The following is a 15,497-nucleotide window of genomic DNA, read 5'->3' on the forward strand; positions in this document are numbered from 1 at the left end:
GGGCCGGGCGTCCCGCGGTCAGCGCGTGGCCGTCCAGCTGTGGGCGACGTCCACGATGACGCGGCCGTCGAGCTGCTGCACCCGGAAGGGCAGCCGGGCGCGGACGCCGAGTCCGATCTGGGTCTCCCCTTCGAAGCTGCCGCCGTACCGGGCGTCCCGGAAGGTGCGGTAGCCGGTGAGGTCGACGCCCGGCAGCGGGCGCGTCGGACGGCCGGGATACGTGGCCGCGCCGGTCTCCGGGTCGTACGCCGGCGCGCTCACCCGCACCTCGAGGACGGCGCCGCCGGCCACGGGGATGGGGCGGCCCGAGCCGTCCTGGTAGAGCTGGTCGACGTACTGGACCGTGTAGCCGACGCCGCTGCCGCCGCCGGGCACGTCGATGACCATCCGGTCGTAGCAGGTGTGACGGCCGGTCCTGATGTTCGTCACCGAGGCGAGCGTGGTACCGGCGTCGGTCTTGGCGAGGCTTCCCCAGCCGGTCGGACAGGTCGTGGCCTGTGTGGTGGACCGCTGGGCGGCGGCAGGTGCGGCCCCGGCCGGGACCGTCGCCATGCCCACCGTGGCGCCCACGAGTGCGAGTGTCGCGCATGCAGTTCTGATTCGTACCATTGCCGCCCCCGAGGCTTGCATTTGCTGGTACGGAGTGAGACGGCCGGGCGGACCGAAAGGTTGCACTTGCCGCGCCGGACCGCCGACCATGGCACATCCTGGTGGGAAGCGATTGGTGTCCGGTGCGTCCGTACCGGGAGGACGCGACATGGATGAGGCAGCCGCCGTACCGGACAGGCCGCGGTCAGCCGGTGGCCAGAGCCGGGACGGGGCTGGCGGCCGGGTCCCCGCCGGGGGCACGGCCCGGATCGAGGATGCCCTGACGACCCCGCTGGTGGAGGCCGTCCGGGACTTCGACGGCTACGGCGGGCTGGTCTACCTGCGCTCCCGCGACCGGCGCTCGCTGGTCCTCGCGATGGTCACCGGGGTACCCCGGTCGCTGCTCAAGAGCTGGTGGCGGGTGCCGGTGGGCGGCGCCCTGCCCATGGCGGAGGCCTACCGGCGCGACGAGACGCTGTGGCTGCCGGACGAGCGGGCCGGCATGGTGCGTTTCCCGCACTTCACCGCCGGCCTGCCCTACTCCTTCGGCTCCGCCTACCAGCCCGTGCGGGCCGGTGGCGAGGCCGTGGGCGTGCTGGTCGTGCTGCGCTCGGCGGCCCGGCCGCCGATGGAGGCGGAGGCGGTGGAGCGCGCGCTGCGTCCCGCCGGGCGGGCCATGGAGGAACGCCTCGACCGCCTCGCCCGCGGCGGGTCCGGTCCGGGCTCCTCCGCCCACCGCGTCGAGTACGACGACGAGCCGGTCACCGTCCGGCTGGCGATCTCGGCCGCCCGCCCGGTCCGGGTCGGACTCATCGACTGGGACCTGGACAGCGACCGGTGCACGGCGGACGACGACGCCCTCGGGCTGCTGGGCATCGACCGGGCGGACTACGGCGGCACCATCGCCGACATCGAGGCCCGGATCAGCCCCGACGACCTGCACGAACTGCGGGAGAGCCGGCACGACGCGCTCACCGGCGGCCGGGTCAGGTCACGGCACCTGCGGGTACGCGACGAGTCCAGGGGCGAGGAGCAGGCCGGCTACCGGCCGGTCGAGCTGTGGGGCCACCTCGTACGCTCCGGCTCCGGGCGGATCCTGGTGGGCGCCCTCGTCGACGCGGCCGGCGGGCTCACCGCGGCCGAAGCCGCCGAGCGGCTGCCCGACGGGCTCTTCTCCCTGGACCAGGACGGCCGCCTGACCTTCGCCAACCGCCGCTGCGAGGAACTGCTGGGCTGCGGCCGGGAAGAGCTCTTCGGACGCTATCCCTGGGAGGTGGTCACCTGGCTGCGGGACCCCGCCTACGAGGACCGCTACCGGGCGGCGATGCTGTCGCAGGAGCAGGTGTCCTTCCTGGTGCGCCATCCCGAGGGGAACTGGCTGAGCTTCGTGCTGTACCCGGACGTGCACGGGCTGACCGGCCGGGTCTTTCGGACCGGGCCGCCCACGGGGGCCGGGCCGGAGGCCGGGTCCGCCGCGGGAGGCGGGGCCGCCGCGGTCACGCCGCCGCCCGGTCCTGTCGCCGCCGCCCGCGCGGGGGCGCTGTACCACGTGGTGCAGATGGCGAGCGTGCTCACCGAGGCGGTCACGGTGCAGGACGTGTGCCGGGCGGTCTCGGAGCAGCTGCTGCCCGCCTTCGGCGCCCGGGAGCTGGCCCTGTACACCGTCCGCGAGGGGCGTATGTACCTGCTGTGGGAGTCGGGGTACCCGGAGGGCTTCCTCACCCCGTTCGAAGGGGTCACGCTCGACACCCAACTGCCCGGCGTCCACGCCCTGACCACGCGGCTCCCGCTGTTCTTCGAGTCGCCCGAGGAGCTCTCCGTCGCCTACCCGGGCATCACTCTGGACCGGATGCACGCCTGGTCGTTCCTGCCGCTGATCGCCTCCGGCCGTTCCGTCGGCTCCTGCATCCTCGGCTGGGACACACCGCACCGGTTCACACCCGACGAACGCTCCGCGCTGACCGCGCTCAGCGGCCTGGCCGCCCAGGCGATGGAGCGGGCGCGGCTCTACGACGCGGAGTCCGCCGTCGCCCGGGGCCTCCAGGAGGGGCTGCTGCCGCACCGGCTGCCCGCCGTGGAGGGCCTGCGCACCACGGGCCGCTATCTGCCCGGCACGCAGGGCATGGCGATCGGCGGCGATTGGTACGACGTGATCACCACCGGGCGGGGTGTGGCCCTGGTCATCGGGGACGTGGAGGGCCACAGTGTGGGCGCCGCAGCGGTGATGGGGCAGTTGCGCAGCGCCGTGCACGCCTTCGCCGCGAGCGAGCGGCCGCCGCAGGAGGTCATCACGCACACCAACCGGCTGCTGACCGAGCTGGAGTCGGACGTCTTCGCGACCTGCTGCTACATCGAACTCGACCCGGCCACCGGGCGGGCTCTGGCCGTGCGGGCCGGTCATCCCCCGCCGCTGCTGCGCCACCCCGACGGGCGGGCCGAGACGCTGGACCTCGAGGGCGGGGTGATGCTGGGTGTCCAGCCCGACTCGGTCTACCCCGTCACCGCGCTGACGCTCGCCCCCGGCAGCGTCCTCGCCCTGTACACGGACGGGCTGGTGGAGCGGCCCGGCAGCGACATCGAGACGGGCATCGACGCGGTCCGCCGCCGGTTGTCCGAGACACCGGCGGACTCGGTGGAGCATCTCGCCGACCGGCTGGTGGGCACCGCCCGGCAGGCCCGGGAGCGGCCGGACGACGTGGCACTGCTGCTGACGGCGTACCGGTGATCGCGGCGCTCCCGCGGGGCACGCCGCCCGGCCGCCCGGACGAAGAGCCCTACGAAGCGGCGCGGAGTAGCGTGGGCGGGACCGGGCGCGAGGCGGTGGTGGCGGTGGAGTGGCAGCGGTACGCCGAGCAGATGGCGCTGTTCGCCCGGGACCTCGTGGCGCGGGAGTCGGTTCAGGAGACGCTGGACGCGATCGCGGTGGCGGCGGTGGAGCTGGTCGAGGGCTGCGACGCGGCGGGAATCCTGACGGTCTCGAAGGGCCGGACGAAGACGCTGTCCGTGTGCGGTGACGTCGTCGCGGAGTCGGACCGGCTCCAGGGCGAGTTCGGCGAGGGGCCGTGTTTCGACGCCGCGCGCCGCGTGGACGGCAAGCGGCTGTTCCGGATCGCCGACATGACGCGGCCGCAGCCGTCCTGGCCGCGGTACAGCCGGGCGGCCCGTGAGCTCGGGATCGGCAGCATGACCGGTGTGCTGCTCTACACCGACGACGAGGACTTCGGCGCGCTGAACCTCTACTCCTTTCGCCCCGGGGCGTTCGGCGAGGACATCGAGGCCGCGGGGTGGCTGCTCGCCTCGCACGCAGCGGTGGCGCTGGCCACGGCCCGTACCGTCGACCAGCTGGAGCACGCCATGGAGACCCGGCACGCCATAGGTGAGGCGATGGGGATCCTGATGGAGCGCCATCAGCTCGGTGAGGACGAGGCGTTCGGCGTGCTCAGGCGCATCTCCCAGGACCACAACCTCAAGCTGCGCGACGTGGCACGGCGGGTCCGGGCCGGGTCGCGCGAGGCCTGACGGGCCGGTCCGGCGGCGGTCTCACGCCGCTCGGTCCCGGAGGTGACCGGCACGCAGCAGCAGCACCGTGATGTCGTCGGTGTGCCGTGCGGTGGGCGTGGTGTGGCGGACGAGCCGGTCGATGAGCCGTTCCAGGTCGTTGCCGTCATCGGCGTCCAGGTGTCCGGCGAGGTCGGAGGTGGTGCGGGTGGCGTCGGTGCCGGGGAGTTCGACCAGGCCGTCGGTGTAGAGGGCGAGGGTGGTGCCGGGCAGCAGGGGCACGGTGGTGACGGGATAGTCGGCGCCGGTGTCGATGCCCAGCAGCGGGCCGGGCTCGACGTCGAGGACACCGGCGGGGTGCCGGGCCTGGCGCAGCAGCGGCGGCACGTGTCCCGCGCTGGCGAAGGACGCCTGCCGGCCGGCCAGGTCGAGATGGACGTACAGGCAGGACACGAGCAGTTCGGAGTCGAGGTCGGCCAGCAGGCGGTTCGTGCGGGCGAGGACCTCGCCGGGTGCGGCACCGGCGGTGGCGTGGGCGTGGACGGCGGTGCGGACCTGTCCCATGAGGGCGGCGGCGGCCACGCTGTGGCCCTCCACGTCGCCGATGACGGCGGCCGCGGTCGTCTCGTCCAGGCGCAGGACGTCGTAGAAGTCTCCGCCGACCTCGGTGCCGTGACCGGCGGGCAGGTAGCGGGCGGCTACGTCGAGGCCGGGCAGCCGGGGCAGGGCCCGGGGCAGCAGGGCGCGCTGCAGCTCGTGCACGAGGCGGTGTTTGGTGTCGTAGAGGCGGGCGCGGTCGAGGGCCTGGGCGATCAGGCCGGACAGCGAGGTGAGGACGGCGCGTTCGTCGGCGGTGAAGGTGTGCGGCCGGGCGTAGGACAGGATGCAGCAGCCGACCGGCCGGCCCGAGATGATCAGGGGGAGGAACGCCCAGGCCTGTTTGCCGCTGATCTGGGGTGCTCCGGGGTAGCTGGCGGCCAGCTCGGCGGGGTGGGCGAAGAAGGCCGGGGTGCCGTCCGCGAGGACCTGGCCGGCCGGGGTGAGGTCGGTGTCTATGGACAGGGCGTCGAGCCGCTCCACGACGTCGGCCGGGTAGCCGTGGTGGCCGGTGATCTTCAGCCGGCCGGCCTCGACGCCGGACAGGACCAGGCCCTGGGCGCCGAAGGCGGGCAGGATCTGGTGGGCGATCAGCGCTACCAGGTCGCGTACGGTCACCGTCTCGGTGAGCGCGGCGGCCAGGTGCACGAGTTGGTAGAGGCGCCCCGTCGGCGCCGCGGTGGCCGGGCGCGCGGGTGCGGGCGGCCGGTCCTCGGGCTGCTGCGCGCCGGGGACGACGCGGACGCTGATGCCGCTGCTGTCGGGGTAGAGCTGGAAGGTCAGCGGCTGATCCGGCGGCCGGACCGCGGTGAAGGACACGGGGGCGCGGCTGACGAGAGCCGTGCGGTAGTGGTCCTCGTAGACGGGGTCGTCCAGCCAGGGCAGGGAGTGCCAGGGACGGGTGCCGAGCAGCCGGTCGGCGCCGCGGCCGAGCAGCCGGGCCGCGGCGGCGGTGGCGAAGGTGACGCGGCCCTCCAGGTCGAGGCCGAGTGCGCCCTCGGGGAGGCGTTCGAGGTAGTCGGCGGCGGCCAGACCGGTCTGCGCGGGGTGGCGTGCCGCGTCGACGGGGACCACGCGCGGCACGTCGGGCAGCTGCGGCGGCTGGGCGGCGTCGTCCAGCAGGCGGGCGATGCGGCGGGCGCTCGAGGTGATGTGGCCGCGTTCGCGCGGGGTGATCCGGCGGGGCCGCCCGGCCGGCCACATCAGCACGATGCCGCCCCAGGAGCGCCGCACGCCGGTCAGCGGGACGGCGGTCAGGGCGAACGGGTAGGGCAGGACGGCTGCGGCCCGCGGGTAGCGGCGGGCCATCTCGTCCTGGCCCGCGACGCTGACCAGGGTGTCGTCGTGGATCGCGTCGGCCACCGGGACCGGTGCGGTCAGGGGCAGTCGCTGCCACGGGGCGGTGAAGGCCACCGGCAGACCGCACAGGGCCACCAGGCGCAGCACCGGCTCCGCCTCCTCGATCAGGTAGAGGCCGCCGATCGAGGCGCCGGTACCGCGCACGGTGTCGGCCAGGGCCGCCCCCAGGGCGTCGTCCAGGGATCCGGCGCCCCGGGACTGCTCGTTGCTCCCGGGCATGTGTCCTCCCGCTCCTACCCGGACGCTACGCCTGGCGACGCGTGCGGGCATGTCATCGGCACGGGTGCCCGCTTCGCGACCGGACGCGCAGGCGCCCGGCCCGGGCGGCGGGCCGTGCTCGGTCGGGGCGACGTATCCCCGGCCCCGGCCGTGCTCCCTTCACCGAGGACGGCGCGCTTCCCGCTCGGCACCACTTCCGAGTACCTGCCTCAGAACGTGGGTGTACGTGGGCGCCTGCTGGCAGAATCGGGGGCCTCGGACGGCATTCGGGGAGGCCGGCTTGCTGACGCTGACATCGCAGGACCCGCAGGCCGTGGCCGTCACGGAGGCGATCCGGGCCGGTGATCTGCCCCGGCTGAGGCGGTTGCTCGCCGACCACCCCGGTCTCGCTTGCGCACGCATCACCGAACGCGGCGAGGACCGCGCGGGTACGCGGACGCTGCTCCACATCGCGACCGACTGGCCCGGTCACTTCCCGCACGGGCCCGAGGTGATCGCGATCCTGGTCGCCGCCGGAGCCGATCCCGACGCCCGCTTCGGCGGAGCCCACGCGGAGACACCGCTGCACTGGGCCGCCAGCAACGACGACGTGCCCGCCCTGGACGCGCTGATCGCGGCCGGGGCCGACATCGAGGCGCCGGGGGCGGTGATCGGCGGTGGCACACCGCTCGCGGACGCGCGGGGGTTCGGCCAGTGGCGCGCCGCGCACCGGCTCATCGAGCACGGCGCCCGCGTCACGCTCCAGGACGCCGCCACGCTCGGGCTGCTCGACCGGGTCCGGGCCTGCGTCGAGACGGACCGGCCCTCACCGGAGGAGATCACCAGCGCCTTCTGGGGCGCCTGCCACGGCGGGCACCTGCCCACGGCGCGCTACCTGCACGAACACGGCGCCGACCCCCACTGGCGCGGCTACGACGACATGACCCCGCTCGACATCGCCCGCGCCCAGGACGCCACCGACGTGGTGCGGTGGCTACGCGGGCTGGAAGCGCAGAGCGGCTCTTAGCGCCCTGGGGTAGCGGGGGGCCGGGCGCCTTCCGGGGGGTCGGCCCGACCGGGTGAGAGCGCACCCGGGCGCAAGGCGCCGTCTGGGCGCCCTGGCACGGCACGACGGGCGCACCTGCTGGTGCCCCCGTTCCTGCACTGCCTCGGCGTAACCCCACACCTCTCGGCGCCCCGCCCCGCCCGACGGCTCACAAGCAGTAACGCACGAGCCATTCGTCCTGGTTGTACGCGGTGCGCGACGGGTCGGGCACGCCGGCCGCTCGCTCCTCGACCATGTCCTCCACGCGCACCGGCTCCGGGAGTGTCCCGAAACGGGCCCGGCGGGCGGCGTTCTCCGCCTCGTTCCCCTGCTGCGACGTCGCCTCGTCCACGGCGATTCCCCTCTCCGGGTGCTCGGATCGACCGTTCGGCCCTTGCTGGGCACAGAGTTGACGTACGAGAGAGGCTCATGGTTCCCGTGACGGCGACGCTCAGCCGTCGAAGTCGCTGTCACCGGTCCGCTTCACGCCGAGGCGCTGCGCACCGACGGACTCGTTCACGGTGACGCCGAGCCGGGCGATTCGCCGGCACCCCAGGCGCTTGTTCGACCCTACGAACTTTCGACTCCGCTGTTCCTCCCCTGCCCTTCCAGTGATAGGAAACCTTCCTATCAGTTCGCACGGCCAGCTCTCCCCCACCCCCCACCCTGCTTGGAGGCACCGTGAAACACCCCTCTGCCCCGGCCACGCGCCGTACCGCCCTGGCGTTGTTCGGCGCGGCCCTCGTCGCCGCCCCGCTCCTGAAGCCGTCGTACGCCACGGCATCCGCGCGGGCGATCGGACTCGACGACCCGGCGAAGAAGGAGATCGCCATGCAGCTCGTGTCGAGCGCGGAGAACTCCTCGCTCGACTGGAAGGCGCAGTACCAGTACATCGAGGACATCGGCGACGGCCGTGGCTACACCGCCGGCATCATCGGGTTCTGCTCCGGCACCGGCGACATGCTGGACCTCGTCGAGCTCTACACCGCCCGCAAGCCCGGCAACGTCCTCGCCAAGTACCTGCCGGCCCTGCGCGAGGTAGACGGCTCCGACTCGCACGACGGACTCGACCCCGGCTTCCCCGGCGACTGGCGCCGGGCGGCGCGCGACGCCGAGTTCCGGCGCGCCCAGGACGACGAGCGCGACCGGGTGTACTTCAACCCGGCGGTCCGGCAGGGGAAGGCGGACGGGCTGCGGGTGCTGGGCCAGTTCGCCTACTACGACGCCATCGTCATGCACGGCGACGGCGGTGACTCCACGAGCTTCGGCAGCATCCGCCGACGGGCCCTGCGAACGGCGAAGCCGCCGGCGCAGGGCGGTGACGAGGTGACGTACCTCAACGCCTTCCTGGACGCGCGGGTGTGGGCCATGAAGCAGGAGGAGGCGCACAGCGACACGAGCCGGGTCGACACGGCGCAGCGGGTGTTCCTGCGTCTGCGCAACCTCGACCTGAACCCCCCGCTGGACTGGAAGGTCTACGGCGACAGCTTCCACATCGGCTGACCGCCGCGGCCCGGGCGGGAATTGGTCCGCCAAGCAGACAGGGAAGTGGACTCCTTCCCGGGCCGCCCGGCTGCCTAGCGTCACCCGTATGAACGCAACGACCACGCGCGGCTCCCTGCTCGCCGCGCTCGCCTGCGTCCTCGTCGGGGGGTCCTTCACCGCCAACAGCGTGCTGGGCGACTACCCGTACGCGGGCGGCCAGTTCCTGCGCTACGGGCTGGCGTGCCTGCTGTTGGTCCCGGCGGCGGGGAAGGGAGTCACCGACCGGCTGCGCGCCCTGACACCGCGCCAGTGGGGCCGTCTCGCCCTGCTGGCCGCGGTCGGCATGGTCGGTTTCAACCTCGCCGTCATCGCCGCGGAGCGCACGGCGGAACCGGCGGTCCCCGGTGTCTTCGTGGGCTGCGCGCCGGTGGCCGTGGCCGTGCTCGTGCCTCTCCTGGAGGGGCGCCGTCCCCAACGGGCGGTGCTGTACGGAGCGTCGCTGGTGGCCGTCGGCGCCTTCACGGTCCAGGGCTGGGGGCGCACCGACGGCGTCGGCATCGCCTTCTCCGCATGCGCCCTGGCCGGAGAGGTCGGCTTCGCCGTGCTGGCCGTACCCGTGCTGCGTCCGCTCGGGCCCCGGCTGCTGTCCGCCACGGTCTGCGCGGTCGCCGCGGTGGAGTCGGCGGCGGCGGGACTGCTGGTGGACGGCGGCTCGTGGCTGCGGCGGCCCGACGGCGTCGAGACGGCCGCGCTGCTGTGGCAGGCGGTGGTCGTCACCGTGGTCGGCTTCGTGTGCTGGTACATGGGCATGCAGCGGATCGGCGCGGAGCGCGCCACCCTGTTCTCCGGTCTCATCCCGGTCGCGGCGGCCTGCACCGCGCCGCTCGTCGGCACGGGCTCGTACGGTCTCGTACAGGCGGCGGGCAGTGCCCTGGTGGGGTTCGGGGTGGCGCTCGGGTCCGGGGCGCTGGGACGGGCGGGGCGCGGGCGCCGGACACGGGGCCGGTCCTTTCGGGGGAACGGCCGCCCTCAGTCCCGTGGCGTCCGCGTGCCCGAAATGCCGGAGTGATCACGCGCGCATCTAATGGGCGGCACCGAACGTCCCGGCCGACCCAGGAGACGACGTCCATGGCGCACACCCGCACCGGTGAAGGGGAGCAGAAGGCCGCGCGCGGGGGCTTGCTGCGGCGACTGGGCGAGTGGTGCGCGCGGCACTTCGGGATCGTCATCGGCGCCTGGCTCGTGGCGCTGGTGGCTCTGCAGGTCGTCAACCACGTCGCCGGTGGGACGTACTCCGACAACTTCTCCCTGCCCCAGGCCCAGTCACAGAAGGGCCTGGACGTGCTCAAGCGGCACGATCCGCAGGCCGGGGGCTACAGCAGCCAGATCGTGCTGCACGACGACCAGCAGGCCCTGACGGCGCTGAGCTCCCCGATGTCCACCACGATCAGCGCCCTGGAGAAGCTGCCGCACGTCCTGTCGGCGCAGAACCCGCTGTCCACGCAGGGGGCGTCCTCGGGGCAGTCGCAGCAGCAGAACGTCGGGCCGCTGTCGGACGACAAGAAGACGGCCTACATCACCGTCCGCTTCGACCAGCAGCCCTCGACGCTCGGGGACGGCTATCTGAACGGGGTCGACAGCGCCGTGCAGCCGCTGCGCTCCGCCGGAGCGGAGGTGGAGTACGGCGGGCCGCTCGGCGAACTCGCCCGGCCGGAGACCGACGACCGGATCAGTGAGCTGATCGGTTTCGGCGTGGCCGTCGTGGTGCTGCTGGTCGGGTTCGGCAGCGTCATCGCGGCGGGAGTCCCGCTGCTCACCGCACTGATCAGCGTCGTGGGCGGTCTCGCCGTCCTCGGGCTGCTGGCCGTCGCGTTCACGTTCGCGACGGTCTCCCCGACCCTCGCCACGATGATCGGGCTGGGCGTCGGCATCGACTACGCCCTGTTCCTGATCACCCGTCACCGGCAGAACCTCGTCGACGGCATGGACCCGGTGCGGGCCGCCGGGCAGGCCGCGAGCACCAGCGGTCACGCCGTCCTGGTCTCCGGCTGCACCGTGATCATCGCGCTCGCGGGCCTGTCCGCGTCCGGGGTCTCCTTCATCTCCCTGCTCGGGCTCGCCGCCGCCGTCACCGTCCTCTCGGCCGTAGTCGGCGCGCTCACCCTCGTGCCCGCGCTGCTCGGTCTCCTCGGACGGCACATCGACCGCTACACGGTGCGCCGTCCGGTCGCCGAGACCGGCGCCGAGGAGGGCGGGACACCACACGGCACCTGGCACCGGTACGCGCAGCGGGTGGAGCGCAGGCCCCTGTGGTTCCTGACGGCGGGTGTCGCGGCGGTCGTGGTGCTCGCCATCCCCGTGTTCTCCATCCAGCTCGGCCACATCGGCGACGGCGCCGATCCGACGTCCTTCACCGACCGGCGGGCGTACGACCTGATGACCGACGCGTTCGGACCCGGCTCCAACGGGCCCCTCACCGTCGTCATCGACCAGACGGACGTGCCCTCCTCGCAGCGTTCCGGTCTGGCGTCGAAGGCCCAGCAGACCCTCGGCTCGGTCCAGGGCGCCGCCGTCGTCACCCCCCTCACCGCCACGCAGGACGGCGACGTCCTCCTCGGCACCGTCTACTCGACCCGGTCGCCGCAGAGCGCCACCACCACCGACCTGGCCAACCGCCTGGTCGACGACACGCTGCCGGACGCGGTGAAGGGCACGGACGCCAAGAGCTATGTCACCGGTACGACGGCGGCCCAGGTCGACTTCCGCGACATCGTCGCCTCCCGGCTGCCCGTGATCATCCTCGTGGTGGTCGCGCTGGCCTTCCTGATCATCCTGGCCGTGTTCCGGGGGCTGCTCGTCGCCGTCAAGGCGGCCGTCCTGAACGTCCTGTCGATCGCGGCCTCCTACGGCGTGGTCGTCGCCGTCTTCCAGTGGGGCTGGGGCGGTCCGGCGCTCGGAGTCAACGGCACGGTGCCCATCGAGAGCTACGTCCCGATGATGATGTTCGCCATCATCTTCGGTCTCAGCATGGACTACGAGATCTTCCTGCTCTCCCGTGTCCACGAGGCCTGGCAGCGCACCGGGGACGCCAAGGCCTCGGTGGCGCACGCCCTGGAGATCACGGCCCGGGTCATCACCTGCGCCGCGCTGATCATGGTGAGCGTGTTCGCGGCGTTCATCGTGAGCGACGACATCGTGGTCAAGATGCTCGGTCTGGGGCTGGCCGTCAGTGTGCTCATCGACGCGACCGTCGTGCGGCTGCTGATGGTGCCGGCCGTGATGACGCTGCTGGGGCGGCACGCCTGGTGGACGCCGCGGTGGCTGGACCGGGTGCTGCCGCACATCGACGCCGAGGGGGCGCAGGCTCGTCCGACGCCCTAGGTGGGGGCGGGGGTCAGTGGACCATCAGGTGGACGAGGGCGACGGTGCCGACCGACACGATGAGGGTGCGCAGGACGGCGGGGCTGAAGCGGCGGCCCGTTCTGGCGCCGATCAGGCCGCCCAGCGCGGAACCGGCGGCGATGAGCAGGACGGCCGTCCAGTCGAAGTCGGCGAAGAAGACGAAGAGCAGGGCCGCGACGGTGTTGACGACGGCCGCCAGCACGTTCTTGACGGCGTTGAGCCGTTGCAGCGTCTCGTCGAGCAGCATGCCCATCAGGGAGACGTAGATGATGCCCTGCGCGGCGGAGAAGTAGCCGCCGTAGACGCTGGCCAGCGTCAGCCCGGTGAACAGCAGCGGGCCGCCGTCACGGCTTACGCGAGCGCCGGACTCACGCCGGCGGCGCACCCGCTTCGCGATCCAGGGCTGGCAGGCGACGAGGACGAGGGCGAGTCCCACCAGGACCGGCACGATCCGCTCGAACGCCGAGGCGGGCAGGGTCAGCAGCAGCACCGCGCCCGTGAGTCCGCCCAGCACGGCACCGGTCCCCAGCAGGAGGACGCGTCGGCCCTGGCCCCGCAGTTCCTCGCGGTAGCCGACGGCCGCGGTGATGGACCCCGGGACCAGGCCCAGCCCGTTCGACACCGTGGCGGTGACCGGGGGCAGCCCGGCGGCGAGCAGCACCGGAAAGGTGATCAGCGTTCCCGAGCCGACGACGGCGTTGACGGCGCCCGCGCCCGTGCCGGCGGCGAGCACGGCGGCCATCTCCCACGGCGTCACGCCGTCGCTCCGCCCCGGGGGCCGTTCCAGGTGAGGTACATGAGGTCACGCTAGCCGGTGGGTCCTTCGGCGGCCGTCGAAGGGTGCCCGGCGCGACCTCGGCCGGACGCAAGGGGACGGCGGCCGAACCCGTGGGGATTCCGCCGCCGTCCGTGGGTCGTGCCCGTGCCTGACGCCCTAGGTGCGCCGCACCCGGCGCAGTACGACGAAGCCCGCGATGACCAGGACTGCGCCCGCCGCGGCCGGCCACAGCTGGGCGCCGGTGTCGGCCAGGCCGCCCCCGCCGACCGCCTGCGGCTCCGTCTGCGACGGGGCCGACGGCGTCGGCGCGGCACTGGTCGCCGTGCCGACGGCCTGGGACTCGCCGAGACCGTCCGTGTCCTGACCGGAGTCGTCGGCGCCGCCGCCCTGTTCGGCGGCGTCGCCGCCGTCGGCCGAAGCGGTCGCCTTCACCTCGGGCACGGTCTTGCCGGGCTCCGGCTCGGCGGCCGGCCCGTCCGCCGGTGGCTCGGCCTTCCCGCCCTTGCCCTCGCCACCGTCGTCGCCCTTGTCCGCAGGCTTGCCCGCGTCGTCACCGTTGTCCGCGGGCTTGCCCGCGTCGTTCCCGCCCTGCTGGGCGTCCGGGGTGCGGGTGGGCTGCTCCTGCGGGGCCTCGGGCGCCTTCGTCGGCTCCTCCCGGGGCGTCTCGGGGGCCTTCGTCGGTTCCTCCTGCGGGGCCTCCGGCGTCTTGGTCGGCTCCTCCTGGGGCTCCTCGGTCGGTCCCGGGTTCTGCCCGCCGTCCGCTCCGGCTCCGCACGTGCGGCCGTCGTTGATGCAGTCGACCATCTCCCCCATCAGATCCTCGTCGAAGATGTTGATGAAGTCGCCGTGGTCCGTGACCGGCTTGTGCAGCTGCTCGGGGAAGGAGTCGACCGCGAACAGCGGTGTCGTACGGCCGCCGTCCTCGAGGCTCGGCGCGTCGATGTCGTAGACGATGCGCTGGACCAGCTGCGGGATGGCGCGGAAGCCGGACGGGCAGGTGCCGTCGGCGGCGGTGAACGCCACGTGGGTGCGGTGGTTGGCGCTGTCGATGTTGCGCCCGTCCCAGCAGCTCTGGAACTTGAAGGTCCGTACGACGTCGCTGCCCTGGGGGCACAGCGGGTACTTGTCCTTCAGCTGCCGGTCCTCGAAGCCGGTGCAGCTCCAGGAGGCGTTGGCGTTGGCGGGGCCGTTGACGAACGACTTGGCGTCGCCGGTGATGATGCGCAGCAGCCGCGGCATGGCCGTGACCTTCTCGCGCGGGTTGCCGACGAACGTCAGCGTGACCTGCTTCGGCGTGACGATCTCACCGGCGTTGCCCTCGATGCCACCGCCGGGCTTCTGGGCGTCCTGCTCCTGCGCGCCGTTCTGCAGACGCACGACGGGCCAGTAGTAGGACGACTTGTCGCCCTGGTCGTCGCAACTGGTCTCGGCCTTCGCCAGGTCCTGGTCGCTGGCGAAGGCGTTGTTGGACTGGTTGCCGACGTAGTCGTGGAAGTGGTGGGCGCCGTTGGTCACGCCGGGGGCGGCGATGATGTTGTCCGAGTTGAACAGGCCGTTGTCGTTCACGCCGCAGCTGGTGGCGAAGGAGCCGCGGGACGCGCCGCCCTGCGCGGCGGGGCTGTTCACATTGGGCTGGACGCTCTTGATGTCCGCGAAGTCGGCGGCGACGGGGCCGTTGCCCGCCTGCCCGCCGTTGGCGCCCTGGCCCTGGCCGTCGCCCTGCTGCTGGCCTCCCTGGCCCTGTTCCTGACCGGGCTGCCCGGCACCGCCGCCGTCCTGGCCCTCGCCCTGCGCGGGCGCCTGGTTGCCGTCCTCGACGGTGCAGGCGGCCAGGGCCTCGAGTCCGTCGGGGCGGTCCCCCACGCGGTCGATGGCGACGGCGATGCGCTCGAGTGTCGCGGCCCGCTTCTCCTTCAGCGGGTTCACGACCGCGTTGTCGGCGAAGGCGGGGTCCTGCCGGACCTGCTGGGCCGATTCGCTCAGCCGCTGGTAGGCCTTGGCGATCTGCTCGTCCAGCAGGGCGAGTTCCTTGTCGACCTCCCCCCGCGCCTGTTCGGGGACCGAGGTCAGCTTGCTGCCGACGTCCGGGCAGTCGATCGTGGCGCCCGCGGTCCGGACCCCCGTGCCGGACCGCGTCTGAGCGGAGTCGCCGGCCGAACCGCCGTCCGTGGCGGAGGCGTAGACGTTCGCGGCCATCAGGCCGCCTCCGCCCAGGATCAGTGCGAATGCGGCGAAGGTCGCGCGTCGTGGGCCGGTAGGGCGTCTTCGCGTGTTGCGTCCCAAGGGTGCTCTCCTGCGCTTGTGGCGTGCCGGGCATGAAAATCCCCTCGCCCCATACGTACGGGAGCACCGCTGCGTTCACCCGTCTCGAAAACTTTCGGAGAACGCTCGCCGGGTCCGGCCCCGCCCTGGTCCCCGCCGGGCCCGTCGCCCGGCGGGCCGACCCGCGGCTTTGCGCGGCCATCGTGGACCGGCTCGCCAGCACCAGGGGCCGGGCTGCCGGGCAGGACGCTGCCACGAGCTGACCACGGACCCCGCAGAGGAGGA

General features: G+C 73.3%; 11 protein-coding genes. 6 read left to right on the forward strand and 5 right to left on the reverse strand.

From position 1 onward, the window contains the following. Nucleotides 1–18: 18 nt before the first annotated feature. Entirely contained in the window at nucleotides 19–609 is a 591-nt protein-coding gene (locus tag AC0665_RS30665) for an AMIN-like domain-containing (lipo)protein (RefSeq protein ID WP_478610461.1), read from the reverse strand. A gap of 148 nt (nucleotides 610–757) precedes the next feature. Between AC0665_RS30665 and AC0665_RS30670 the strand changes: the two genes are divergently transcribed. Together AC0665_RS30670 and AC0665_RS30675 are read left to right on the forward strand one after the other, a co-directional pair. Next, on the forward strand, nucleotides 758–3,313 hold the full coding sequence (locus tag AC0665_RS30670; protein WP_478706245.1) for a SpoIIE family protein phosphatase: 2,556 nt from the start codon (nucleotides 758–760) through the stop codon (nucleotides 3,311–3,313). A 131-nt stretch (nucleotides 3,314–3,444) separates the two neighbouring features. After that, nucleotides 3,445–4,107 (forward strand): GAF and ANTAR domain-containing protein, encoded by a 663-nt coding sequence (locus AC0665_RS30675; RefSeq protein ID WP_478610561.1) that lies wholly within the window; start codon nucleotides 3,445–3,447, stop codon nucleotides 4,105–4,107. A gap of 21 nt (nucleotides 4,108–4,128) precedes the next feature. Here the strand turns inward: AC0665_RS30675 and AC0665_RS30680 are convergent, their stop codons facing one another. Then, nucleotides 4,129–6,261, reverse strand: coding sequence for a SpoIIE family protein phosphatase (locus AC0665_RS30680; protein ID WP_478610463.1), 2,133 nt, complete (start codon nucleotides 6,259–6,261; stop codon nucleotides 4,129–4,131). A gap of 280 nt (nucleotides 6,262–6,541) precedes the next feature. On the opposite strand from AC0665_RS30680, the gene AC0665_RS30685 reads away from it, so the two are divergent. Beyond that, nucleotides 6,542–7,267, forward strand: a complete 726-nt coding sequence (locus tag AC0665_RS30685; RefSeq protein ID WP_478706246.1) for an ankyrin repeat domain-containing protein — start codon at nucleotides 6,542–6,544, stop codon at nucleotides 7,265–7,267. 187 nt (nucleotides 7,268–7,454) lie between these two features. On the opposite strand, the gene AC0665_RS30690 is transcribed toward AC0665_RS30685, so the two are convergent. Continuing rightward, on the reverse strand, nucleotides 7,455–7,637 hold the full coding sequence (locus AC0665_RS30690) for a hypothetical protein (RefSeq protein WP_468413855.1): 183 nt from the start codon (nucleotides 7,635–7,637) through the stop codon (nucleotides 7,455–7,457). A 329-nt stretch (nucleotides 7,638–7,966) separates the two neighbouring features. Here AC0665_RS30690 and AC0665_RS30695 point away from each other — a divergent pair, with 329 nt between their 5' ends. From AC0665_RS30695 to AC0665_RS30705, 3 genes are all read left to right on the forward strand, one after another. Further along, nucleotides 7,967–8,788, forward strand: coding sequence for a chitosanase (locus AC0665_RS30695; protein WP_468413854.1), 822 nt, complete (start codon nucleotides 7,967–7,969; stop codon nucleotides 8,786–8,788). Between the two features lie 88 nt (nucleotides 8,789–8,876). Further along, nucleotides 8,877–9,839, forward strand: a complete 963-nt coding sequence (locus tag AC0665_RS30700; RefSeq protein ID WP_478610466.1) for a DMT family transporter — start codon at nucleotides 8,877–8,879, stop codon at nucleotides 9,837–9,839. Nucleotides 9,840–9,898: 59 nt separating this feature from the next. Beyond that, on the forward strand, nucleotides 9,899–12,151 hold the full coding sequence (locus AC0665_RS30705) for an MMPL family transporter (protein ID WP_478706247.1): 2,253 nt from the start codon (nucleotides 9,899–9,901) through the stop codon (nucleotides 12,149–12,151). Between the two features lie 13 nt (nucleotides 12,152–12,164). Here the strand turns inward: AC0665_RS30705 and AC0665_RS30710 are convergent, their stop codons facing one another. Both AC0665_RS30710 and AC0665_RS30715 read right to left on the reverse strand, forming a co-directional pair. Then, nucleotides 12,165–12,929 carry a sulfite exporter TauE/SafE family protein gene (locus AC0665_RS30710; RefSeq protein ID WP_468639441.1) on the reverse strand — a complete coding sequence of 255 codons (765 nt, stop codon included), beginning with the start codon at nucleotides 12,927–12,929 and terminating at the stop codon, nucleotides 12,165–12,167. 177 nt (nucleotides 12,930–13,106) lie between these two features. Beyond that, entirely contained in the window at nucleotides 13,107–15,146 is a 2,040-nt protein-coding gene (locus AC0665_RS30715) for a DUF1996 domain-containing protein (RefSeq protein ID WP_478706248.1), read from the reverse strand. Nucleotides 15,147–15,497: the final 351 nt, after the last annotated feature.

The sequence above is a fragment of the Streptomyces sp. NPDC043685 genome (assembly GCF_056436585.1).

What these genes read in the sequence shown, in the direction of transcription:
- AC0665_RS30665 (WP_478610461.1), bottom strand. Translation starts at nt 609, where the DNA reads ATGGTACGAATCAGAACTGCATGCGCGACACTCGCACTCGTGGGCGCC.
- AC0665_RS30670 (WP_478706245.1), top strand. Translation starts at nt 758, where the DNA reads ATGGATGAGGCAGCCGCCGTACCGGACAGGCCGCGGTCAGCCGGTGGC.
- AC0665_RS30675 (WP_478610561.1), top strand. Translation starts at nt 3,445, where the DNA reads ATGGCGCTGTTCGCCCGGGACCTCGTGGCGCGGGAGTCGGTTCAGGAG.
- AC0665_RS30680 (WP_478610463.1), bottom strand. Translation starts at nt 6,261, where the DNA reads ATGCCCGGGAGCAACGAGCAGTCCCGGGGCGCCGGATCCCTGGACGAC.
- AC0665_RS30700 (WP_478610466.1), top strand. Translation starts at nt 8,877, where the DNA reads ATGAACGCAACGACCACGCGCGGCTCCCTGCTCGCCGCGCTCGCCTGC.
- AC0665_RS30705 (WP_478706247.1), top strand. Translation starts at nt 9,899, where the DNA reads ATGGCGCACACCCGCACCGGTGAAGGGGAGCAGAAGGCCGCGCGCGGG.
- AC0665_RS30715 (WP_478706248.1), bottom strand. Translation starts at nt 15,146, where the DNA reads ATGGCCGCGAACGTCTACGCCTCCGCCACGGACGGCGGTTCGGCCGGC.